Genomic DNA, 24,324 nt, shown 5'->3' with positions numbered 1-24,324 from the left:
ATCGGTTTATTAACGGATTTTTTTTATAACTTTGAAATAAATTCAGTTACTATGAATGTAGAAATCCAACGCAGAAATATTGTGCACAGAATATTAGATATTGAAAATGTACAGTTATTAAATAAAATAGAAGATTTACTAAATAATGATATTTATACTTATTCTACAAGTGGAGAGTCGTTAACTATAAATCAATATAAAAGTCACTTAAGTGAAATTATGAAGCTTTCGGATGCAGGAGAAGCAGGGTATTCATCTGAGGAAGCTCGAAAAAAAATCATTAAAAAGTGAAGCCGGTTATTTGGTCTCCAAATGCAATAGAATCTATTCGAAATAGTTATAATTATATCTACACTAAAAGCCCGCAAAACGCGGATTTAGTTGTAGAAACCTTATTTGATTTAGGTGATAAGCTAAATTTATTCCCTGAAAAAAATCCAATAGAACCATTGTTTAATTCATAAGCAATTCGCTTTTTCCCGAAATGAAATTTCAAAATAGTGTACCGAATTGAAGAACATAGAATTTATATTCTAGATGTTTTTTCAACGTCACAAAATCCTAAAAACTACAATATATAGTTTAGAAAGCTATCGCTTATATCGTACTACGAATTAAACACTATGATAAATCCTTTTACCGACGAATATTTCATGAAAAAAGCTTTACAGGAAGCAGAAATGGCTTTTGATAAAGACGAAATTCCTGTAGGCGCTATTATAGTAATTGATAATAAAATTATCGCTCGAAGTCATAATTTGACTGAGTTACTAAATGATGTAACTGCTCATGCGGAAATGCAGTCTATTACTGCGGCGGCTAATTTCTTGGGCGGCAAATATTTAATAGGCTGTACACTTTATGTTACGCTTGAACCCTGTCAAATGTGTGCTGGTGCTTTGTATTGGAGTCAGATTTCTAAAATTGTGTATGGCGCTAGCGATGAAAATCGTGGTTTTGTAAAAATGGGAACAAAGCTGCATCCTAAAACTACTATTGTTTCTGGAATTTTAGCTGATGAAGCAGCTGATTTAATGAAACGCTTTTTTGCTCAAAAAAGAAAATAAAAACATTCCCATAGTAGTAAAAATAAGCAAAGCCCTTGAGATGAAAAATCAAGGGCTTTGTTTTTGCAATTATCTGAATTAATAATTATTACATGTCTATTGGCACCGCTCTGTTTCCTCGACCTTTACCATTTTTGCCTCCTGGAGGATTTTTCATTCCTGAAAAATCTTGTATTTTGTAGGTTAATGAGAAAATAGCATATCGCTTTAAAATTGTGTTTTCATCATCGCGTATTGTGGTTGCTGAGATTGTTCTGGTACTACTCTGATTTTGATTTAGTAAGTCATAGACTTTGATTTTTGCGATGAAATTTTTATCAAAAAAAGTATACGATAAACTGGTGTTCCAGAGATAAAAATCCTTTTTAAATTCAGACGAAAGTTTAGAGTTGTACGTATAACCAAAATCATTTCCCCACGTCCAATTGTTTGGCCAATAGCTAGTAGTTTGTATGTTTAATCGATGTACGACATTTGAACTTGATTTGGTCAGATAATTATCATATTGGGTTTCGTTATAAGAGAAATTATATGAAGGTGCTACTGTGAAAAATTCTCCGTAATCGTAGTTTGCATATACTCTAGGACTTATTCCTGTCGAGGTTGCGTCAAACAAAACACCGTCAGTAAAGCCTTTTGAAGTTGAAAAATTGGCATTCATTGAAATGCCGTATCGCAATAAATTAGCTTCTTGTTTGATCGATTTATTCCAACTTCCTCCTCCAGAAATAACATAAGTTCCGGATATGTTTTCGTAAGTAGTTGTTCTCTTCCTATTGGCATCGTAAACAGAGGACGATATAATTTCACTGCTGTAAAAGTCTGCATTAGCAAAAATAGAATATCCAGAACGCGTACGGAAATCAAAATTTCTATAATTAATATTCGCACTGTGCTTTTCGTTTGGTTTTAAATCAGGGTTACCAATGACCGTATTCAGCGGATTAGAAAGATTTACAACAGGAAGTAATTGATTGGAAGACGGTAATGAAACCGAGTAGTTATATCTCGTTGTAAGTGCTTTTGAGCGATCGAATTTATATCTTACTTGTCCGCTAACATTGGGTAAAATGTATTTTTTGTTGAGATCGGTTGCTTGGTTTAAATAATTAGAATAATTGTTATATTGAACAATAGAAGAGGACGAATTGATGTCGACTGTAAAATTATTTTTTTCAAATCGAATTCCAGCTTTTGGAATAATACTATTTTGTTTTGAAGAAGTATAATTAGATTGTAAGTCATTCAACTCTGAATACGATTCATTTAAAGAATTAAAATTATAGGTTCGAACTTCGTTTGCTGTAGTATTGAAATTATATGCAAGTCCTATTCTAAAACGCAATGAATCGGTTACGGGTTCTGTGTATTCTATTTCCGCAGCATAGGAATCGCTTGAACTATCAGAAATGGTGTTTTGATTTCTATTGTCAGTTGTTTGAGTTGCATAATAGGTTGTCTCCGATTGGGTTAATCCGTTGCTGTTTGATTTAGAGTTGTTATTGTTGAATACGACACTCAAATTTCTGGCTTTTTTTTCAAATGTTTTATTGAAATTAATCGCGTTCTGAAAATTATTCGAATCGTTTTGAGTGCTTGATTTCGATTTCGAGTCATTGGTCAATGTTCCATTTTCATCTGTAGAATTGCTTCTTGAATCGGAATAACTATCGGATTTAGTACTAGAAAACTTTGGCGCAGCAAATATTTGAATGCTTGGAATTGCTTTATACTCTAATTCAACACCCGCTTTATGACTCGTGTTATCATTTTTTGTTTTCGATTCCGATTCCGTTGTAAAATTTCCTGTAGGCAAGAAATTAATTGCTTTGGATTTGTATAAATTATCGGTTTCTGTATTCGAAAAATTATAATTAGCCGAGGTTTGTAAACCGTTGATCCATTCATCCGAATAGTTTAACCCTAATAAGTTTGATTTGGTAATTCCTTTTGCTCCATTTTTTGAAGTATTTCCTCTAGCGTTTCTGCCTCCTCCCATATTATCAAAAACCTCATCCATAGAGAAGCCTGGAGCATTAATGTTATTTGAAGATCCTAAAAGGCTTATTTTTCTATTATTGTCAAATAAATTGACAATAAAACTAGATTCGTATCGATCATCGGTACCATAACCGCCTAGGAATTTACCAAAATAGCCTTTGTTTTTTTCTTTGTCAATTGTTAAATTAATGCTGGCATTATCTGAGCTTGAAGCTGATTTTGTATATTCTTCTTTTTTTGTTTTATAGTCGGAAACCTGAACTTTGTTAATGATATCTGCGGGCAAATTTTTTAAAGCCATCACTCCATCGCGATCAAAAAATGGTTTTCCGTTGACCAATACTTGATTTACTTCTTTTCCGTTAACGGTAATTTTGCCATCACTGTCTACTTCAAAACCAGGTAATTGTTTGAGTAAAGTCTCTACATTTGAGTCCGGGCGAACTTTGAATAAAGAAGCTTTAAACTCAATAGTATCATTTTTTACGCGTATCGGAGGTTCTTCAGTAATAATTGTTACACCAGAAAGCATATTTGCCGATTCCTTAAGCGCAATAGTATTAAAATCTCTGTTGCCGTTAATTTCCGGAACAAGTTCTTTATGTGTTTCAAAACCCATATAGGTTACTTTTAGAAAAACAGGCTTTTCTTGTTTTTTTACACTTAGTATAAAATCACCATTTTTGTCGGTAAGGGTATATTCTAACATCGTAGAATCTTTTACAGTAGTGAAATAAACCGTAGCTGATTCTAATGGGAATTTGTCATTTGCACCGATTACCTTCCCTTTGATAGTGTATTTTTCCTGAGCGTGAGAAAACAAAGAACAAAGTAAAAAAAATAAAATGGCGTAGGATTTTGACATAGTGCAAGAGTTAATTCTCATTAAGATATCAAATAACAAGAAAGGTTTAATGAGAAATAAGTATCAATCAAAAAAAATCCTCGAAAAACAGCTGTTTTTGCGAGGATCAATATTATGTTAGCTTAAAAATTAATTTTTTTTGGATTCTTTTTTAGCTTCTTTTTGTTTTATTTTTAATTCCTTTTCTTCCTTTTTTAATTCTTTTTCTTCCTCCTGTTTTTTTGTGAGTGCTTCTCTATCTACTCTTAATTTTTCGATCTCAGCTTCATATGTTTTTATTTTTGTTTCCGAAGATTCTAGTTTTGTTTTAGCTTTAGTTATTTTTTCTTCTGTTTTAGTAATGTTTTTGGCTAATTTATTATCGTCTGAAGTTTTTAGATTGTTTTTAGTGATTTCTAAATTGGCTTTTTCTTCACTAAGTTGTATTATTTTTTGTTCTAGTTTTTTAGTTTTTCGTTGCTCTTTACTCAGTTTAATTTCTGCTGTTTGAGTGTTGTTTTTGTTATGTTGTAATATAAGTTGCTGTTGTTGTATTTGCATATACATCAGGTTTTGCTGTCTTGTCATTTGAACCGCCGCATTCATTTGTCTTTGAGCACTAGAATATTGTGCTTTTGTTGCAAGAGTACTTAAAAGTGCTATTATTGTAATTAATAGAAGTTTCATAATTTAGAATTTTTTATAAGCCTCAAATATAAAGGAATATAAAAGTATAATTGTCATTAAGGTTTATTTTTTGTAGGAATTAACAGTGGGTTGCATAAGGGATAGCAGCGGCATCCTTTTGTGAAGCTTTAGCGGAACAAAAGATACAGCGAATAGCCCGACCCGAAGTTTTTACGCAGGGACTGCCCAAAAACAAGAAATCATCAATAGATATAAATCTGAAATTCACTGCTAAGACTTATGCAATTAATGACCTGTAGTTTTTGAAAAAACATTGATTATGATAACTCCAATTAAAATTAGCGATAAACCGAGGATTGCGGGTAAATCTGGAATTTGTTTAAAAAAAACAGCACCAATTATAGTAATTAAAACAATTCCAACTCCAGACCAGATTGCATAAGCAATTCCTATTGGAATGGTTCTTATGGCAAAACTCAAAAAGTAAAAGGCACCACAATAACCTACAATTGTAATGATACTTGGAATTAACTTACTGAATTCTTCCGATTTTTTTAGTGCTGAGGTTGCAATAATCTCAAAGAGAATAGCAACGCCTAAAAATAAAAAGTTTTTCATAAAATACGCTTATTTGTTTTGTTTCTGTAGTGCTAAAAATAAAAACCCTCACATTCAAACTGAATTTAGCTCAGTTAATGTAAGGGTTTAAATCTAAAATAAAATTCCTTCTTTGTCGGAATGACAAATCAGACTAGTATCTGTAATATTCTGGTTTGAATGGACCTGAAACTTCTACACCAATGTAAGCCGCTTGATCGTCACGTAATGTTTCTAATTCAACTCCTAATTTAGCCAAGTGTAAAGCTGCCACTTTTTCATCTAAATGTTTAGGTAACATATACACGTCATTGTTGTATGCCGCGCTGTTTTTCCACAATTCGATTTGAGCTAAAGTTTGGTTTGTAAAAGAGTTACTCATTACAAAACTTGGGTGACCTGTAGCGCAACCTAAGTTTACCAAACGACCTTCAGCAAGGATAAGGATATCTTTTCCTGCGATAGTATATTTGTCTACTTGAGGTTTGATTTCAACTTTAGACGCTCCGTGAGTTTTGTTCAACCAAGCCATGTCGATTTCGTTATCAAAGTGTCCGATGTTACAAACGATCGTTTTATCTTTCATTTGTTCAAAGTGAGAACCAAGAACGATATCTTTATTTCCAGTTGTTGTAATGATGATATCAGCATTTGCAACAACAGTATTTAATTTTTTAACTTCAAAACCGTCCATTGCCGCTTGTAAAGCACAAATTGGGTCAATTTCAGTAACGGTTACAATAGATCCAGCACCTCTAAAAGAAGCAGCAGTTCCTTTTCCTACGTCACCGTATCCGCAAACAACTACTCTTTTTCCAGCTAACATAATGTCAGTTGCACGACGAACTGCATCAACTGCAGATTCTTTACAACCGTATTTATTGTCAAATTTCGATTTAGTAACAGAGTCATTAACATTGATTGCAGGCATTGGCAATGTTCCCGCTTTTACTCTTTCGTAAAGTCTGTGAACTCCAGTTGTAGTTTCTTCAGACAATCCTTTGATTCCAGCTACTAAATGTGGGTAACGATCAATAACCATGTTGGTTAAATCTCCACCATCATCCAAAATCATGTTCAATGGTTTTCTATCTTCACCAAAGAATAAGGTTTGCTCAATACACCAGTCAAAATCCTCTTCGTTTAGACCTTTCCAAGCGTAAACTTGAATTCCAGCAGCAGCAATTGCAGCAGCAGCTTGATCTTGCGTAGAGAAAATGTTACAAGAAGACCAAGTAACCTCAGCTCCAAGAGCGATTAATGTTTCGATTAAAACCGCAGTTTGAATAGTCATGTGCAAACATCCTGCAATACGAGAACCTGCAAGCGGTTGTTCGTCTTTATATTCAGCACGAAGTGCCATTAAACCTGGCATTTCAGCTTCAGCTAGTTCAATTTCTTTTCTTCCCCAAGCCGCTAGAGAAATGTCTTTTACTTTGAAAGCCACAAAAGGCATAGTTGTAGTACTCATTTATAGTATATTTGTAATGTAAATTTTTTGCAAAATTACGCAATAAAGTTATGACTTTAAAAGGATTCCTAAATATTTATGAATTGTTTAATTTTGTAATCTTTTAAAAATCAGTAAAATAATTTTTTTAAACTGAATTATTTTTAGTTTAAGGAGCTATTTCCCGCTTTGCACTGTATCTTTTATAATAGTAGGCTCCCAGCCTTTCGCAGGCTGGAAGCCTACTATTATAAAAGGATGTCGCTTCAATCGGGGCTAGGGATCACGATACTAACATGCCATTATTCAAGACAATATCCTTTAATTCAACAACACAAATTCTAGTTTGGAAGATTACAGAATCTTACCAAGAACTTTTGGATACCGTAGTTTTAAACGAAAAAAACAGCATCCGATTAGCCGGAATGAAATCACCATTGCACCAACGCGCTTTTCTCAGCGTGCGCAAATTATTTCATTTGGCCGGTTATACCGATTTTGATCTGTACTATGATGAATTTGGAAAACCACATCTTAAAGATGGCAAGCACATTTCAATCACGCATTCACATGAATTTTCTGCAATTATTCTAAGCGACGAAACCGTGGGAATCGACATTGAATTACAACGTGATAAAATCATAAAAATAGCCGATAAATTCTGCGATTCAGAATTTCAGTATTTAATCGATAACGAAGAGTATATTCGGAAATTAACCGTGATTTGGGGTGCTAAAGAAGCTATTTTTAAAATCAGAAACGAAAAAGGAATCAGTTTCAAAAATCATATTAAAGTCAATAGTTTTGAATTACAAACTAAAGAAGCCATTTCTGAATTGCATTTTGATCGCTTAATCAAAAATTTCAAAATCTATTTTGAGGAAATTGAAGGTTTTACTTTGGTATATGCCTTTCAACTAAATGTTTAAAATAGTTACGTAGCGTTTTTTGCCGCAAAGACACAAAGTCACAACTTCTTTTAGTTTTACAAATCAAGATAATCCTAAACTTAGTGACTTTGAGACTTCGAGGAATTGCTTTTAAGTGGTCTTTAATTTGTACTTGCCGCTAAGGCACAAAGGCACAAAGGCACAAACTTTTTTTATTACTAACGCAATCACCGCTAGTTGTCACGCTGGAAGCGTCTCACCGCTAAACACCATATATAGGAGACGCTTCCAGCGTTACAAAGCAATACTAAAAGATAAAAATTTATTTTTATTAAGAAATAATCAGAAGATTACTGGCTCTGAGTCTTCGTGTCGCCACTTTTAAGTAATCTCAAATTGAAAGCATTTACACTTTTCTGCGACTCTCAAAAATATTCATAAAAAGAAAAGTACTCATTTTCTGCGCTCTACGTTTTAGAACATCGGCATTTTCGCCTACAAATAATTCATCAATAGTAGCAAACCATATATTCAGCCAAATACCAAAGATGTTTGACGTAATCTGCTGGTTGAATTTTTTATCTACTGCGTTATGCGCTACGATTGGGTTTCCAGTAAATTTTCGAGTACCAAATATATTCATTTCCCAAAAATCGGTCAACTTTTCTAGATGTTCTTCCCAGTTGGTAATGGTTTCATTAAAGAAAAAACCGATTTCCTGATCCGCTCTTATTTTTTCGTAAAAAGTGCTAACTAACAGTTTTAGATCTTCTCGGTTTTCAATTTCTTTTATCATCGGATAATTAAGGTGTTCATTAAAATAAAGAAAATACTTGAAATAACGCTGATGATAGTCAAGTTAAAAATTACTTTATGTTTCATCTGGGCTAAAATTGACGTATTAACAAGCATGCAAATTAATACAATAATTGCCAATTGTCCCATTTGCAAAATACTTGTTCCGTTTCTTAGGATATTCATTGCAGCAGCTGAACCTAAACAACTTTGTCCAATAACGATTAAAGTTGCAAAACCAATAAAATTGTTGTTGAAATCAGCGAGTGTTTTTTGATATAGTGACATGATAGTTAAATTTTTTGTTATTACAAATTTACAGACACATCAATATGTTTATTTATGACCTATATCATAAACCAGAAAATCAACGATATACTTTTCTATTAATGATTTTTAGTTCTCCTTTTTTTTCTAATGTTTTGATGGTTCGTATTACAGTTTCTACGCGAAGTCCCGTTAAATCGCCCATTTGTTGTCGGGTTAAATCAATATGGAAACCATTATTTTCTTTTTTAAAATTAAAATAAGTAATCGAATAATCAAATAATTGCAAAAGGCGGTGTTCTGAATCTTGAGTAGAAATCTCAGCAGCCATTACCGATTTATAATGCAAACGTTGCGCTAAATTTTCAATCATAATAATAGAAACTTCGGGGTTTTCAGCCATTAGTTGGAGAAAATTAGCTTTAGAAACACAGATTAATTCAGCTTCTTCGACTGCTTCAGCATTTGCGGGATACGTTCTTTCTAAAAACAAAGGAGGTTCACCAAAACATTGATTTACAGTAAAAAAACCTTGAATAAATTCGCGACCTTCATCGTTAAAATTATTCATTTTTACCGAGCCAGAAATGATTTGGTAATAATGTGTGGCTAATTTATCCTTCTCGAAAATGATTTCTGATTTTTTATAAAGGCGTCTAAAAGCGCCATATTTTTCTAAAATTTCTATTTTTATCATACAGTTGTAATTCTCGCATTTTTGATTCCTAAAACTAAGATAAGTTTTCTTAAAGTTTGGCTCACTTTCAAAAAAACGCATACTTTTACGTTTATTATGAAAAATAAAGATAAGGATATATATGGTCAAATACTTTTGGCAAGATCAGAGAATCGCAAATTATTAGCGATTTTACTGGATCCTGATAAAATAGTTTTAGAAAATATAAAAGAATTGATTCTGAAAATCAATCAGTCACCGGCGACTCATATTTTTATTGGAGGAAGTCTTGTCGAAAATAATATTCTAGACGAATTGATTTTAAAAATAAAACTAAACTGTAATTTGCCCATTGTTTTATTCCCCGGAAACCCGTCGCAAATTTCCAGTCATGCCGATGGAATTTTGTTTCTTTCTTTACTCTCTGGACGAAATCCAGATTATTTGATATCCCATCAAGTAAAAGCAGCTCCGCTATTAAAGAAAACCCAACTCGAAATTATATCTACAGGCTATATTTTAATAGAAAGCGGAAGCGAAACAGCAGTAGAACGCGTGAGTAAAACCAAACCAATTGATAGAGAAAATATAGATATGGCTTTGGCAACAGCTCAAGCGGGAGAAATGTTAGGGAATAAACTGGTTTATCTCGAAGCAGGAAGTGGTGCGAAATATCCCGTTCCTTTAGAAATGATAACAACAGTTTCTAGAAATATAGGAATACCATTAATTGTTGGTGGCGGAATTGTATGTTTGCAAGGAATTCAAAATGCTTATGATGCGGGAGCTGATTTAGTAGTTATTGGAACCGCTTTTGAAAATGATGTAGCGTTTTTTAACCCAACAAAATAATAGAATAGCATGTTTGATCACTTTTTTGCACAATATCATGATTATCCAGTACATGAAGTTTATCTAGAACTTATTGCTGTTTTTTTTGGCTTATGTAGTGTTTGGTATGCTAAGAAAGATAATATTTTAGTTTTCCCCACGGGATTAATTAGCACTTCTATTTATGCTTATTTGCTATGGCAATGGAGCTTGTTGGGAGACTCAATGATCAATGTGTATTATTTTATAATGAGTATTTATGGTTGGTATCATTGGACCCGAAAAAAAGAAGATGTTGAGGAGTTTCCAATAGCAATAATGACAAAAAAAGAGAAAGGAATGGCAATACTAATTTTTGTTGCTACCCTTGTTTTTGTGGTAATCGTTTATCTTTATTTTGATAAATTTACCAGTTGGTATTCCTATTTAGATACTTTATTAACAGGCATATTTTTTGTGGGAATGTGGCTTATGGCCAAAAGAAAAATTGAAAACTGGATTTTCTGGATTGCTGGAGATTTGCTTTCTATTCCTTTATATTTGGCAAAAGGATACACTTTTACCAGTTTTCAGTATATAGTATTTACAATTATTGCCGTTTATGGCTATTTAGAATGGAAAAAAATCTTAGACAACAAAAAAGTTCAGTTATAAAAATAGCTTTGTTTGGTCCCGAAAGCACCGGAAAAACAACATTAGCTAAACAACTTGCTGCACATTATCATACGGTTTGGACTCCTGAGTTTGCAAGAGATTATCTGCAAGAAAAATGGGATAAAGAACAAAAAATATGTGATCTGTCCGATATGCTTCCTATAGCGTATGGTCAAGTTCAATTAGAAAATGAGAAACTAGTACTTGCTAATAAATACTTGTTTTGCGATACGAATTTGTTGGTCACCAAAGTTTTTTCTGATGTGTATTACAATTATTGTGATCCTTTGTTGCAAAAAGCAGCTCAGGAACATGAATACGATTTGTTTTTTCTTACCGATATTGATGTGCCTTGGGAAAAAGATGATTTAAGAGACAAAACAGAAGGTCGAGAAAGTGTTTTTGAGGTTTTTAAACAGTCTTTAATTAGCAATAATAAGCCTTTTATCCGTTTGACAGGCGATAAAGAATCGCGACTTAAAAAGGCTATTGCAATCGTAGATGATTTGACAAAAGCTAAAGAACATGGGTTTTCTTCTTTGGATTTTGTACAGCTTTATAAACGTGAAATTTCAGTGGATCAAGTAGTAAAGCAATTAGAGTTTATTCAAAATGGAATCTGCAAAACAAAGTTGATTCAGCCGGCGAGTTTGAATAATGGAATTTTAAAATTGTCTAAAAATGATTTTATAGAAAAAGCTGCATTTTTTGAGGAGAACAAGGAGTCGTTAACACTTTTGAAATTTGTTCCTGCCTCTGGTGCCGCAACAAGAATGTTTAAGTTTTTAATTGCATTTCTAGAAGAATTTGATTTAGAAAACGAAACGATAAATGCCTATATAAATCGAAAAAAAGCGAGTCGACTTTCTATATTCTTAGTTGGACTTGAGAAATTTCCTTTTTTTGAAGCAATAAATTCAAAGTTGCGATCAGAACTCACCAATTTTGATGATTTAGAGAATGATTATAAAAAATATTATTTTGTAAAATTCTTGCTCTCTAGTGATTTTTTTGATTTTGCTAATAAACCCAAAGGGATTTTGCCTTTTCATAAATACGCTTCCAATGTGGCTTCACCAATAGAAGAGCATTTATATGAGTGTGGATATTATTCTAGTTCTAATGGAAACTCAAATTTGCATTTTACGGTTTCTGAAGCGCACCAGTCTCATTTTGAGGAAATAATTACTTCTATAAAGCATAAGGTTGAAGAGGAAACAAATACCAAAATTAAGGTAACATATTCCTATCAAAACAAAAGCACAGATTCTCTTGCCGTTGATACAGAAAATAAACCTTTTCGAGAGGAAAATGGCGAATTGGTTTTTAGACCAGGCGGTCATGGAGCACTTATTCAAAATTTAAATGAACTAAACGCAGATGTCATTTTTATAAAAAATATTGACAATGTAATTCATAATAACAACCAAAAAATTGCATTGTATAAAAATGCACTGGCGGGAATTTTGGTTGAATTGCAACAACAAGTTTTTAATTATTTGCGACTAATTGACGCAACAGTTTTAAGTCAAGAAAAAGTACAAGAAATTGGTGTTTTCCTTAGAAAAAAATTAAATGTGCAAGTAGCAGATGATTTTGAAAAAGGCACTGTAGATGATAAAATAGCCTTTATAAAAGAAGCGCTTAATAGACCGATTCGAGTATGTGGTATGGTCAAAAATGAAGGAGAACCAGGCGGCGGTCCTTTTTGGGTTCAGAATAAAGAAGGTAGAATTTCGTTGCAAATTGTAGAAAGTGCCCAAATAAATTTATCGGATAAAGAACAAAAAAGAATTCACAATGCCGCCACTCATTTTAATCCTGTAGACTTAGTTTGCGGCATTAAAAACTATAAAAACGAGAAATTTAATTTAGCTCAGTTTGTAGATCACAACAGCGGTTTTATTGTAGATAAAATTTGCATGGGACAAAATATCAAGGCTTATGAGTTGCCTGGATTATGGAATGGTGCTATGGATAATTGGCTTACGGTATTTGTTGAGGTTCCATTACTTACCTTTAATCCTGTAAAAACAGTAAATGATTTGTTGAAGCCGGCACATCAATCTTAAGAGATAACAGAAATAATAGAGCAGCATGGAAATTCATAAAATACTAGCAGAGTTGCACTATAAGGCAGTTCGAAGTAGCGGAGCAGGAGGACAAAATGTAAACAAGGTTTCGTCTAAGGTAGTTTTGAGTTTTGATTTGAAAAATTCGCAAGCCCTTTCAGAAGAAGAAAAAATACTACTTGAAACTAATTTGTATTCCAGATTAACGTCTGAATTAATTTTGATTCTGAATTGTGATGAAGACCGAAGTCAGCTAAAAAATAAAGAAATTGTAACCAAACGCTTTTTATCACTTATAAAAAACGGTTTACTAGTTCCTAAAGAAAGAAAACCAACTAAGATTCCAAAAGCAGCTATTCGAAAAAGAATTAAAAATAAAAAGTCTATTTCCGAAATTAAGAAAACAAGAAAGAAACCAGGTTTTTGAAAATACTGTCGAAAAATCAATTATTTAGATAAGAGAGTGTAATAGTGGTTTCTTTTTGATTGCTGTGATTTGATTACTATTAAAATATTTTTTTATTTAAAGAGGTAAAACGTTGAGTTGTAGTTAGTAATTTTTTTGATTGACTGCTTTGCAAAAAATGTTAGGCTACTTGTTACTTTTATCTTAATACTTTTTTACCTTTGCTGCGTCTCAAAGGGGTGCTTAGATTCTGAAAATTCAGAATTACAGGCTGAGATCATACCCAACGAACCTGAGCAAGTAATGTTGCTAAGGGAAAAAATGACAAATTATAGTGTGCACACTATTTTTTTGTCATAAAAACAATCAATAATTTAAAAAAAAGAATAATTCCCCCTTTTATTCGTAATCTTTTTTACGGATGAAAACTATTTGCAATTTTTCTAGCCTTAAAGGCAAAAAGGTACAAAACAGCACTTTTATACTGTCTGTTTTCTTTACATTATCCTCTTCTATTTCTTTTGCACAAGTAAAAGATTCTACAAAAGTCAATCAATTAGACGAAGTATTAGTTTCGGCAGTTCGTGCTACTCCAAAAACTCCCGTTAGTTTTAGTAATCTGACTAAAAAAGACATCAAATCTCGTAATCTCGGTCAGGACATTCCTATTTTGATGAATTATTTACCGTCCGTGGTTACCACTACTGATGCAGGAAATGGAGTAGGTTATACCGGAATCCGTGTTCGTGGAAGTGATGCTACTCGTGTCAATGTAACCATCAACGGAATTCCGTATAATGATTCCGAAAGTCATGGAACTTTTTGGGTGAATATGCCTGATTTTGCTTCTTCAGTAGAAAGTTTGCAATTGCAACGTGGTGTAGGAACATCAACCAATGGCGCGGGAGCTTTTGGTGCAAGCTTGAATATGTTGACCGATACATACGCTAAGGAAAGCACGGGAGAAATCGCTAATTCGTTTGGAAGTTTTAACACTAGAAAACACACCGTTAAATTTAGTACTGGTTTGATGAATGATCATTTTGAAATCGCTGGGCGTTTGTCTGCTTTAAAATCAGATGGCTATATTGACAGGGCTTTTTCGGATTTAAAATCCTATTTTCTTCAAGGAACTTATGTGGGCAAAACTACTTTAATTAAAGCCTTAGCTTTTGGCGGAAATGAAAAAACCTATCAATCTTGGAATGGTTTAGAGGATTTGGACAAACTAAGAAATGACCGAACGTTTAATCCTGCGGGGAAGTATACAGATAAGTTTGGAGTACTTCGTTTTTATGACAATGAAACGGATAACTACCAACAAGATCATTATCAATTGCACTGGAACGAAAAAGCATCCGAAAAATGGAGTACGAATCTGGCTTTTCATTATACCAAAGGAAAGGGTTTTTATGAAAATTATAAGCCGAATGCAAAGTTTGTGGAATATGGATTGACTCCAATTGTGATTGATGCAACTACCATTAATAAAACTGATTTGATTCGCCAGAAATGGTTGGTAAATGATTTTTATGGAACTACTTTTTCGGCCAGTTATAAAGAAGAAAAATGGAATGTTATTTTAGGAGGCGGTTACAATAAGTACGAAGGAAATCACTTTGGAAGAATAATTTGGGCGCGCTATGCCTCAAAATCTGAATTAGATGATCATTATTATGATGATGCCGCGACAAAAATGGATGGAAATGTTTTTGCGAAAGCCAATTTCCAAATCACAGAAAAGCTAAATTTATACGGAGATTTACAACTTCGAAACGTTCATTATAAAGCCAATAGTGCCGAAGCAGGTTTGGTCAATGATAATTTTAATTTCTTTAATCCTAAAGCGGGATTAAATTATGAGCTTAATGCTAACAACGCCTTATATTTTTCGTATGCCAGAGCCAATCGCGAACCGAACAGATCCGATTATGAAAACGGGAGTCCACGCCCAGAGAAATTAAACGATTTTGAATTGGGATTGCGTCATGTGGATTCAAAAATAAAGTTGAACGCCAATGTTTATTATATGGCTTACAAAGATCAGTTGATCGTTACAGGAGCATTAGACGATGTAGGTGCGCCAATACGTGAAAATAGTGGCGATAGTTATCGTTTAGGTGTAGAGGTTGATGCAACAATTTCTATTTTGGATAATTTATTTATTAGACCAAATATAACGGTGAGCACAAATAAAAACAAAGATTTTTTCTTTAAGAGAGATGGTGTTTTAACCTCGTTAGGAGATACCAATATTGCTTTTTCACCTGATTTTATTGCAGGAAATATAGTGAGTTATGTTCCAATAATGAACCTTCAAGTTTCTTTTTTATCAAAGTATGTTGGGGAACAATATATGGCAAATATTGATGCAAAAGGATCTAAACTAAAATCCTATTTTACGAATGATTTGAATGTTTCGTATGAGATTATTCCAAAATCAATTTTCAAATCGATTTATCTTTCAGCTTTAGTAAATAACATCTTTGATTACAAATACATATCAAATGGTTTTTTCTATAATTATGATGATGATGAGTCTAATCCGCCAGCAATTGCTACTTTAGAAGGAGCCGGTTATTATCCGCAAGCAGGAATTAACTTTTTAGTAGGACTGACTTTGAAGTTTTAATTGAAATGATACTTTATTGAACAAGGCTAGGAGTTTATGAACTTCTAGCCTTTTTTAATTTTGTAGGTATTCTTAACATTCAATATTAGTGAAAAGAAGTTCTAAATTTATAAATAACATACTATTTTATTAAAATAAATGCTTTTTGATGATGAATTATTTTGTAGGTTTATGATTATATAATTTCTTCTTTTTAAGTGTGATTAATTAAATAATGATTTTCGTAAAATTTATAAATAATGAAGTTAATAAAGATCATATTATTGTTTTGTTTCGTTTCTTGTCTTGGACAAGTAAAAAACGGAACTGTAGAGTATGGGCTAAGTATTGAAATGTTAGAAGGACTTAAAGAGAATGGTCCATTCAAAAAATTATACTCGGAGGCTGTAAATAATGCGCAATATTTGACTTTTAATTTATTATTCGATAAGCAAAATTCTTTTTTTTCTTTAAACAAAGGACTTGAAATAGGAGAAAATAACAATCAATTGGCTATTGTTGCCTCAGGTTATAAAGGGGTAATTTATCAAACAAAAGACTTTGCACTTTCTGAATTAGATAAAAGTTTTGGGAATTTTTTACTTAAAAATGAACTTTACGAATGGACTTTGGTTAATGAAACAAAAGAAATTCAAGGTTTTCTGTGTTATAAAGCTACTGCTATTAAAACAATTATAAATACTAAAGGGAATTTTAAGTTTCCTGTAATAGCCTGGTATTGCCCTAAAATACCTCTTTCGTTTGGGCCAAATGGTTTTGGTAATTTACCTGGTTTGATTTTAGAATTACAAGTTAGGAATGTTCTTTTTGAGGTTAAAAAAATTGAAATGAATCTTAATAATCCTCCTATCTTACCTAAAATTAAAGAGTATAAAATAATCGATGAAAAAGAATTAGAAAAAATGATTGCAAAAATTAGCGATTTTAAGAATTAATAACTTACAATGAAAAATACTATTATTGTTTTTTTAATTTTCTTTGTATCCTCAGCAAATGGACAAGAAAATAATATCAGTGTCGTTTATGGCTTGAATATAGAGAATGAAGTTGGTTTATTTAATAACAACGCTACTTTAAAAAATTTATTTTTGAAATCCATGATTGATTGTAAAAAATTAAATTTTCAATTAATTATTACTCAAAATGGTTCTAAATTTTATAACGAAAAAAAATTAGAAATCGATGGTAATTTGGGTTCTAAAAGCTTTACTCTTTCAATGGGACACTACACAGGAATGATATACAGTATAAAGGGGAAAGTATTAAAACAAAGTCCTTATTTGGGAGAGAATATTTACGGTGAAGAAGTTTTTAAAAGTGATTGGAACTTGACTAGTGAAACTAAATTAATTGATAATTATTTATGCTATAAAGCAACTAGTAGTAATAAAGTGGTCTATGGTGATAAGGTGTGGAACCATCCTGTTGTAGCGTGGTATTGCCCTAAACTACCTTTTCCTAATGGTCCTATTGGTTATGGTAATTTACCAGGATTAATTTTAGAACTCCAAGTGAGAAATGCTATTTATGGTGTTAAAAGTATAAACCTTAATAGTAGTTTTGATTTTGATGTAAAATTCTTAGATAAAATAAAAATATTAACTCAAAAGCAAATAGAAGAGGCTTTTACAAAACAAGAAGGATATTGAAAAATTTCATAAATAGTAAATATAAAAATTAATGGTTCATTTTTATAGATTTTTTAGTTACAATGTATAGAACTCTTTTTTTATTATTTTTTACGACTCTCTGTTTCTCCCAAACAAAAATTCTTGTAGGTGTGGTCTCGGACGATGTAAATAAACCATTCGAATCTGCGAATGTTATTGCAAAACCATTACAAGAGAAAGCCAATTTAAATTTTTATACAGCTGATAATAAACGGTGTAACGTCTGGGGTCGGTTATTATGCGCAAGCAGTAATTAACTTTTTAGTAGGGATGAATTTGAATTTTTAATTAAAATGATACTTTATTGTAGAAAGCTAAAGGTTTATGAATTTCTAATCTTTTTTAATTTTGTAAGAAATTGATTTATTGACATCTCCTTAATCAGACGAACAACTCGTTAAATTTTAAATATAATTCTTGTTTATTTTTTTTGATATTTACCTTGGTTAACCAGAAAATATTTATAAATTTAAACTAATTTAATTATAAAAAAATTAGTATTTACTGCTTTTGCAGTGGTAGCATTTAGTGGAGTTGCAATGGCAAATGCTTTGGCATTGAAAGAGGGGAAAAAAGAGAAACAGAAAAAGGAAGTTGTTTTAAAAGTGCAAGATTGTACTACAAAAGCAATGAATTATGTAGACCGCGTATATGATGGTAATGGCACACATTATGCAGAGCAAAATTATGCGGCTTATTAAGGTTATTACCAAGCTTGTGAAGATGCGAAAACTCCACAGAATTAATTAATTATTAAAAAATATAAACAAAACTATTGAAAGTTTTGTTTGTATTTTAAAGTTAAAATCATGAAAAAATTAAAAATTATATTCATTTGTATTTGCGCTTCAACGATGGCTAATTGTTTTGGACAATCAGTTTCTGGTAAAGTTATTTATAAAATTCAATTAGTTGGTTATGGCACAGTTAGTAAAGATCCAGAATTTAACAAACTAAATGAGGCAACAGTTGAAATCGCAAACAAGCAAACTTGTACGTTGCAATTTAACAGTACACAGTCAAGTTCAGTTTTGGACAAGTATCTAATTTCTGACGCTGAAAATAATGGCTTAAGAAAAATGGCTAGGACGATGGCTTTTATTGTAACGAACGAAAGTGATTATTTTTTCGATAAGTACACTAATACTGCAATAAAACGGGAGGACAATGGAAAACTCATAAAGAAAGCGCATGATAAATTACAATGGGAAATATCGAGTGAAAGTAAGATAATTGATAATTATTTATGTTACAAAGCCACTTATTTCATGAAGTTTATTAATAGGTTAGGAGTAAATACCAGCATTCCTATTACTGCATGGTTTGCTCCAAGTTTGCCATATGCATATGGTCCTAAATACTTTAATGGCTTGCCAGGACTCATCTTGGAACTAGTAGATAGAGAAACTACTTTTTATGCTACTTCCATAGAGATTTTTACAGATAAGGAACTTGCACTTGATTTTCCAAAAGGGAAAACAATTAGTGCGGAGGTTTATGAAAAAGAAATAAAAACACAAATGGGAATGTAAATTTTTAAGTCATTTTTAAAGCTATTTCAATTTTAATGTTCAAAACATTTTTTTCACCACTCTATCATTCTCCCAAACGAAAATTCTTGTAGGAGTGGTTTCGGACGATATAAATAAACCATTAGAATCTGCTACTGTTATACTAAGCCATTGCAAGAAAAAGCCAATTTAAATTTTTCTACAGCTGATAATAAACGGTGTAACGTCTGGGGTCGGTTATTATGCGCAAGCAGTAATTAATTTTTTAGTAGGGATGAATTTGAAGTTTTAATTGAAATGATACTTTATTTTAGAAAGCTAAAGGTTTATGAATTTCTAATCTTTTTAAATTTTGTAAGAAATTGATTTATTGACATCTCCTTAATCAGACGAACAACTCGTTAAATTTTAAATGTAATTCTTGTTTATTTTTTTTGATATTTACCTTGGTTAACCAGAAAATATTTATAAATTTAAACCAATTTAATTATCAAAATATACTATTCAGCGCTTTTGCAGTGGTAGCATTTAGTGGAGTTGCAATGGCAAATAATAATGAAGTTGCAAAATTAAAAATTTCAGTAAAAAATGAGATGCTTTTAGTTAAAGCCACTCCATGTCAAGATATGGCAATTGATATTTATGAGTATGTTGTGGACACCTATAATTGTGGAGAAGATGATATTGACTTGTTAAATGCTTTGATGTCAAACTGCTAAATTATTAAACCCCTGCAAAAGAATTTTTTGAAGGGGTTTACCAATTTTATTTAACAACTAAAACTTAAAAAAAATATAGTCTAAATGATTTATTTTGTTTATCAAAATTAAATTTATTAAAAAAAACTAATAACATACAATGAAAAATACAATTACTCTTTTTTTTATTTTCTTTGTTTTAAATAGCACTCTTGCACAATCAGGTAAGGTTTTTTATAATGTACAAATGTCTGTTGATTTAGGTGAAGTGCCAAAAGATAAGAAAGATTTCATTACTCAAATGGTTAATGATGCAAAAACGCAACAATTTGAATTGCTATTTAATAAATCTAAATCTAGTTTCAAGATTAATAAAAAATTAGATAATCTTTCAGAGTATGAAGTTAAAATGAAAAATATCGCTAGCATGGCTTTTACTTCTTCTTCTGAAATTTATATCGATATTGAACGTAAAATTGAAATAGATAAAACAAAAGAGGGAGTCCTAATAGAAAGTATTTATAGCAACACAAATTGGGAAATAAGTACGGAGTCTAAAATTATTGCAGACTACACTTGTTATAAAGCAATAAAAAAAATATTCTTTGTTAATCGTAAAGGGCAAAGAAGTGTTAAGGAGGTAACTGCATGGTTTGCGCCTAGTTTACCCTATTCGTTTGGTCCTAAGAATTTTTATGGATTGCCTGGTCTCATCTTAGAACTCACAGAAAATCGAACTACATATTTAGCCGCAGTAATCAATTTAAATGATAATACGATTACTATAGATTTCCCAAAAGGAAAAACGGTAACCAAAGAGGTTTATGAAAAAGGACTACAAACACAAATGGGAATGTAAATTTTAAGTACATTTTTTTAACTATTTCACTTTTAATGTTCAAAACACTTTTTTTATTATTTTTTACGACTCTCTGTTTCTCCCAAACAAAAATTCTTGTAGGTGTGGTCTCGGACGATGTAAATAAACCATTAGAATCTGCTAATGTTATTGCAAAACCATTACAAGAGAAAGCCAACTTAAAATTCGCTATTGCGGATAACAAAGGACGTTATCGCCTAGAACTAGATGCGGACGTAAAATATGAAATCACTGTTTCCTATATTGGTTTTGTAGAAGAGGTTTTTATAATGACAAATGATGCCACTAATACAAGTCATGATTTTAAACTAAAACCTACGGGGGAACAACTCAAAGAAATTGTCATCAAACATGAGTTTAAGCCTATAGTCATCAAGAAAGACACCATGACATTTGATGTAAAAAGTTTTGCTAACGGCAACGAGCGCAAAATGAAAGAAATTCTAGAAAAATTACCCGGTGTTGAAGTAGATAAAAAAGGAAATGTTACGGTACAGGGCAAAAAAGTAACCAAAATGCTCGTTGAGGGAAAATCATTTTTTGGCGGAGGCTCAAAACTAGCTGTCGAAAATATTCCTGCGGATGCGATGGACAAAATTGAAGTTATAGACAACTTTAATGAGGTAGGCTTTATGAAACAAGTTTCGGATAGTGATGAACTGGCTATGAACGTAAAACTAAAAGCCCATAAAAAAAAGTTTGTCTTTGGTGATGTCGAAGCGGGTGCCGAAGTAGGAAATGCTGATAATGGTTTTTATCTCGCTCATACTGCTTTGTTTTATTATGCGCCCAAAACAAATTTGAGTTTTATAGGCGATGCCAATAACATCGGCAGAAGCACGTTTACTTTTGATGATTTAATGCGTTTTGGCGGTGGCATGAGCACGTTTCTTTCGGGGAGAAAATCGTTTACTAATCTATATTCTTTTGCAAATGATAATACGGATGTAGTAACCAATCAATCCCAATTTGCAGCTTTAAATTTTAGCCACGAAACCTCTTCAAAATTGACGATTTCTGGTTTCAGTATTTTTTCTAAAGTATTAACAGCAACCAAAACAGAAAGTAAAAACGAATATCTACAAAATAGTGCCATTGCTTTCGAAAATAAATTGCAAAATGGCGAAAATCGTTCCGTATTGGGAATAGGGAATATCAAACTAGATTATTCGCCTACCAATAAAGAAAAATGGTATTACAACGCCCAATATCAATCTAGTACTAATGATTTATCTAGCACTGTAAATTCGATAACAGCTGCAAATTCAACTGTTTTTGAAACTATCAGTAAGGCAGATAATGTGTCCGTAAAGCAATATTTAGAATGGCATAAAAGTTACAATGAGCAGCACACTACGACTTTTGTAATAAACCAAGCGTATGATAACAATACACCAAAAAATCAATGGTTTACTGATAAGCCTTTTTTTGTGGGCTTAATTCCGTTACAAAATGATGTTTCTTACACGATTAACCAAATCAAAAAAGTAAAAATTAATAGTATTGATGCTTTATTTAAGCATTATTGGATTATTAATAATTTCAACCATTTGTATACTAATGTTGGGAATAATTCAGGCACTTCAAGTTTTACAACTGCCGAAAAACAAATTCTTACTAACGGAACTAGTAATGATTTTGCATCGGCTGGATTTGGTAATGACATAAAATACCAATTAAATGATGCTTACGCTGGCGTTGAGTATAAATTTAGAATAGGAAAGTGGACTAATAAACCTGGTCTTTATGTCCATTTTTATAATTTAAAAACGAATCAAATTAGTAGAGAACAACACTTATCTAAAACACTTTTACAACCACAATGGAATAGCGAGTATGAATTTAATAAATCTGAAACGCTTAATTTTAATTATAAATTAGAAAATAATTTTCCAGAAGTAAGTCAATTAGCTCCTAATTATACTTTACAAAATTACAATTTGGTATACAAAGGAAATGCGCTTTTGCAAAATGAACAATTCCATACAGCTAATTTAAGGTATTCAAAAATGAATATGTATCGAGGTATTACTTGGAATGCAATGGCAAATTTCAATAAAAAAATAAAAACCATTCGCAATGAGATTCAATTAGATGGAATCGATCAATTTAATACTCCAATTTTAAGCGACAATCCTGAAACTACTTATGGTATAAATGGTTCTTTTAGTAAAAGGATTTATCGTTTTAATCTAAAACTAAACACGCGCTTGAATTGGTTTAATTACAGTCAAATCATCAACAGTGTTATTACCACAAATGATAGAAATAGTCAAAATTTTGGTTTGGTTATTAAAACCGCTTATCGCAAATGGCCAGATTTCAGCATTGGTTATAATAAAGGATTTAGTCAGCTTTCAGGATTGACAAAGTCAAATTTTCAAACTGATGCAATAAATGCTGATGCAAATGTGAATTTTTTTAAATCTTGGGTTTTTAAATTGGAATATGAAAACCTGAAAAATACAAATAACGCAAATCAAAGTAATTTTTATGATATTGCTAATGCTTCTTTACGATACCAAAAGAAAAATAGTCCTTTAGGTTTTGAACTAACCGCCAATAACTTGTTTGACAATAAACTAAAAAATGATTATTCTTTTTCAGATTATGTAATCAGTGAGCGAAACACTTATCTTTTACCAAGAGTAATTTTGTTCTCGATAAGTTATAAATTGTAATTTAATTAAAAACTCGCAACACATCACCATTTATCTGAACGCGATATTGTTTCATTGGGTATTGCAGTTTTCCTTGTCCGGTAAACAAACTGTATTCTTGATTGTCGCAAGCGCAAAGGGCATTGATACCTTTTATTGTCATAGTAGAACAAGAAGATAATGCTTGGTTAGGACAAGCGGCATCAAAAGCATTGTAGCCACTACCAGTATTAAAAACAATAACGCCACGAACCCCTTTTTCTGGAATTAACACCGCATTGCTCACAAATTTTAGATCAGAATATTGGGGCAAGTTTAAGTTGAGGTCAATAAGAACTGAATAGTTAGGTAAGTAAGGATTGGTGTTCTTTACTCCTGAATCGCTACAGGAAAAAAAGAAAGGAATAATAAAAAAAAAAGCGGCGTATTTTTTCATTTTAAAAGTGTCAAAGTATTAGCGAAACAAATTTAAATTATTTAACTTTGAATTATATATGATTAACATATAATTATAGGCAAATAAAAATAATAGTATCTTTGTGGAAAGAAATCCCGTCCTGATGGGATTTTTTCTATTTATATAAATAAGGAAGTTATGAGTACAGTATCGTATTACACCGCTGATGGGTTAAAGAAATTAAGGGAAGAGTTAGATTATTTAAAAAGTGTGATGCGTCCAAAAGCCTCTGCAGATATTGCTGAAGCTAGAGACAAAGGCGATCTTTCTGAAAATGCAGAATATGATGCGGCTAAAGAAGCACAGGGAATGTTAGAAATGCGTATTGCCAAATTAGAAGAAGTACATTCTAATGCTCGTTTGATAGATGAAACAAATTTAGATCTTTCTAAAGTTTTGGTTCTTTCTAATGTTAAAATAAAAAATCAAACCAATGGCATGGAAATGAAATATACATTAGTTGCAGAAAGTGAAGCTGACTTAAAAACAGGTAAAATCTCAGTAACTTCACCTATAGGTAGAGGTTTACTTGGTAAATCAGTTGGAGAAGTCGCTGAAATCACGGTTCCTAATGGCGTTTTGAAATTTGAAATACTTGAAATTACAAGAGACTAAGCA

24 protein-coding genes are annotated in these 24,324 nt (G+C 31.8%); 16 read left to right on the top strand and 8 right to left on the bottom strand.

The annotated features are described in order from the left end of the window. The first annotated feature begins 51 nt into the window (after positions 1-51). Together H2650_RS01305 and H2650_RS01300 are read left to right on the top strand one after the other, a co-directional pair. Positions 52-291 (top strand): hypothetical protein, encoded by a 240-nt coding sequence (locus H2650_RS01305; RefSeq protein ID WP_188048952.1) that lies wholly within the window; start codon positions 52-54, stop codon positions 289-291. A gap of 332 nt (positions 292-623) precedes the next feature. Next, on the top strand, positions 624-1,067 hold the full coding sequence (locus H2650_RS01300) for a nucleoside deaminase (RefSeq protein ID WP_188048951.1): 444 nt from the start codon (positions 624-626) through the stop codon (positions 1,065-1,067). Positions 1,068-1,155: 88 nt separating this feature from the next. Here the strand turns inward: H2650_RS01300 and H2650_RS01295 are convergent, their stop codons facing one another. From H2650_RS01295 to ahcY, 4 genes are all read right to left on the bottom strand, one after another. Then, positions 1,156-3,933 carry an outer membrane beta-barrel protein gene (locus tag H2650_RS01295; protein ID WP_188048950.1) on the bottom strand — a complete coding sequence of 926 codons (2,778 nt, stop codon included), beginning with the start codon at positions 3,931-3,933 and terminating at the stop codon, positions 1,156-1,158. A gap of 129 nt (positions 3,934-4,062) precedes the next feature. Beyond that, the gene (locus tag H2650_RS01290; RefSeq protein WP_188048949.1) at positions 4,063-4,599 is read right to left on the bottom strand and encodes a hypothetical protein; all 537 of its coding nucleotides are present in this window, start codon (positions 4,597-4,599) and stop codon (positions 4,063-4,065) included. A 246-nt stretch (positions 4,600-4,845) separates the two neighbouring features. Beyond that, positions 4,846-5,178 (bottom strand): multidrug efflux SMR transporter, encoded by a 333-nt coding sequence (locus H2650_RS01285; RefSeq protein WP_188048948.1) that lies wholly within the window; start codon positions 5,176-5,178, stop codon positions 4,846-4,848. A 133-nt stretch (positions 5,179-5,311) separates the two neighbouring features. Continuing rightward, entirely contained in the window at positions 5,312-6,628 is a 1,317-nt protein-coding gene (gene ahcY, locus H2650_RS01280; RefSeq protein ID WP_188048947.1) for an adenosylhomocysteinase, read from the bottom strand. A gap of 275 nt (positions 6,629-6,903) precedes the next feature. Between ahcY and H2650_RS01275 the strand changes: the two genes are divergently transcribed. Continuing rightward, positions 6,904-7,536 carry a 4'-phosphopantetheinyl transferase superfamily protein gene (locus H2650_RS01275; RefSeq protein WP_188048946.1) on the top strand — a complete coding sequence of 211 codons (633 nt, stop codon included), beginning with the start codon at positions 6,904-6,906 and terminating at the stop codon, positions 7,534-7,536. Between the two features lie 367 nt (positions 7,537-7,903). Here H2650_RS01275 and H2650_RS01270 read toward each other — a convergent pair whose 3' ends face one another. The 3 genes from H2650_RS01270 to H2650_RS01260 all read right to left on the bottom strand — a co-directional run bounded on the left by H2650_RS01270 (position 7,904) and on the right by H2650_RS01260 (position 9,256). Further along, positions 7,904-8,293 (bottom strand): group III truncated hemoglobin, encoded by a 390-nt coding sequence (locus H2650_RS01270; RefSeq protein ID WP_188048945.1) that lies wholly within the window; start codon positions 8,291-8,293, stop codon positions 7,904-7,906. Then, positions 8,290-8,580, bottom strand: a complete 291-nt coding sequence (locus H2650_RS01265; protein ID WP_188048944.1) for a hypothetical protein — start codon at positions 8,578-8,580, stop codon at positions 8,290-8,292. Before H2650_RS01265 ends, H2650_RS01270 begins: the two co-directional genes overlap by 4 nt. A gap of 79 nt (positions 8,581-8,659) precedes the next feature. Further along, positions 8,660-9,256 (bottom strand): Crp/Fnr family transcriptional regulator, encoded by a 597-nt coding sequence (locus H2650_RS01260; RefSeq protein ID WP_188048943.1) that lies wholly within the window; start codon positions 9,254-9,256, stop codon positions 8,660-8,662. 96 nt (positions 9,257-9,352) lie between these two features. Here H2650_RS01260 and H2650_RS01255 point away from each other — a divergent pair, with 96 nt between their 5' ends. From H2650_RS01255 to H2650_RS01200, 12 genes are all read left to right on the top strand, one after another. Beyond that, on the top strand, positions 9,353-10,087 hold the full coding sequence (locus H2650_RS01255) for a geranylgeranylglyceryl/heptaprenylglyceryl phosphate synthase (RefSeq protein WP_188048942.1): 735 nt from the start codon (positions 9,353-9,355) through the stop codon (positions 10,085-10,087). Positions 10,088-10,096: 9 nt separating this feature from the next. Next, positions 10,097-10,720, top strand: a complete 624-nt coding sequence (gene pnuC / locus H2650_RS01250; RefSeq protein ID WP_188048941.1) for a nicotinamide riboside transporter PnuC — start codon at positions 10,097-10,099, stop codon at positions 10,718-10,720. Beyond that, positions 10,681-12,792, top strand: a complete 2,112-nt coding sequence (locus tag H2650_RS01245) for a DUF4301 family protein (protein WP_188048940.1) — start codon at positions 10,681-10,683, stop codon at positions 12,790-12,792. The genes pnuC and H2650_RS01245 overlap by 40 nt, the downstream gene beginning before the upstream one ends. Before the next feature lie 25 nt (positions 12,793-12,817). Then, on the top strand, positions 12,818-13,219 hold the full coding sequence (gene arfB / locus H2650_RS01240; RefSeq protein WP_188048939.1) for an alternative ribosome rescue aminoacyl-tRNA hydrolase ArfB: 402 nt from the start codon (positions 12,818-12,820) through the stop codon (positions 13,217-13,219). Between the two features lie 400 nt (positions 13,220-13,619). Next, a complete protein-coding gene (locus tag H2650_RS01235; protein WP_188048938.1) occupies positions 13,620-15,830 on the top strand; it encodes a TonB-dependent receptor in 2,211 nt (736 codons plus the stop codon). Positions 15,831-16,069: 239 nt separating this feature from the next. Further along, positions 16,070-16,765, top strand: coding sequence for a GLPGLI family protein (locus H2650_RS01230; RefSeq protein ID WP_188048937.1), 696 nt, complete (start codon positions 16,070-16,072; stop codon positions 16,763-16,765). A 9-nt stretch (positions 16,766-16,774) separates the two neighbouring features. After that, positions 16,775-17,479: a GLPGLI family protein gene (locus H2650_RS01225; protein ID WP_188048936.1), complete on the top strand. Its 705-nt coding sequence runs from the start codon at positions 16,775-16,777 to the stop codon at positions 17,477-17,479. A gap of 536 nt (positions 17,480-18,015) precedes the next feature. Continuing rightward, on the top strand, positions 18,016-18,201 hold the full coding sequence (locus H2650_RS01220; RefSeq protein ID WP_188048935.1) for a hypothetical protein: 186 nt from the start codon (positions 18,016-18,018) through the stop codon (positions 18,199-18,201). Positions 18,202-18,309: 108 nt separating this feature from the next. Continuing rightward, entirely contained in the window at positions 18,310-19,032 is a 723-nt protein-coding gene (locus tag H2650_RS01215) for a GLPGLI family protein (RefSeq protein WP_188048934.1), read from the top strand. 497 nt (positions 19,033-19,529) lie between these two features. Continuing rightward, positions 19,530-19,730, top strand: a complete 201-nt coding sequence (locus H2650_RS01210) for a hypothetical protein (RefSeq protein ID WP_188048933.1) — start codon at positions 19,530-19,532, stop codon at positions 19,728-19,730. Positions 19,731-19,869: 139 nt separating this feature from the next. Continuing rightward, positions 19,870-20,568, top strand: a complete 699-nt coding sequence (locus H2650_RS01205) for a GLPGLI family protein (protein WP_188048932.1) — start codon at positions 19,870-19,872, stop codon at positions 20,566-20,568. 35 nt (positions 20,569-20,603) lie between these two features. Then, a complete protein-coding gene (locus H2650_RS01200; RefSeq protein ID WP_188048931.1) occupies positions 20,604-23,270 on the top strand; it encodes a carboxypeptidase-like regulatory domain-containing protein in 2,667 nt (888 codons plus the stop codon). A gap of 1 nt (position 23,271) precedes the next feature. Here the strand turns inward: H2650_RS01200 and H2650_RS01195 are convergent, their stop codons facing one another. Further along, a complete protein-coding gene (locus H2650_RS01195; protein ID WP_188048930.1) occupies positions 23,272-23,685 on the bottom strand; it encodes a hypothetical protein in 414 nt (137 codons plus the stop codon). A 159-nt stretch (positions 23,686-23,844) separates the two neighbouring features. On the opposite strand from H2650_RS01195, the gene greA reads away from it, so the two are divergent. Further along, positions 23,845-24,321 carry a transcription elongation factor GreA gene (gene greA, locus H2650_RS01190; RefSeq protein WP_188048929.1) on the top strand — a complete coding sequence of 159 codons (477 nt, stop codon included), beginning with the start codon at positions 23,845-23,847 and terminating at the stop codon, positions 24,319-24,321. Positions 24,322-24,324: the final 3 nt, after the last annotated feature.

It is taken from the genome of Flavobacterium sp. GP15 (genome assembly GCF_014281985.1).
Lineage (GTDB): Bacteria > Bacteroidota > Bacteroidia > Flavobacteriales > Flavobacteriaceae > Flavobacterium > Flavobacterium pygoscelis.
This window is presented reverse-complemented; position numbering and strand designations above follow the sequence as displayed.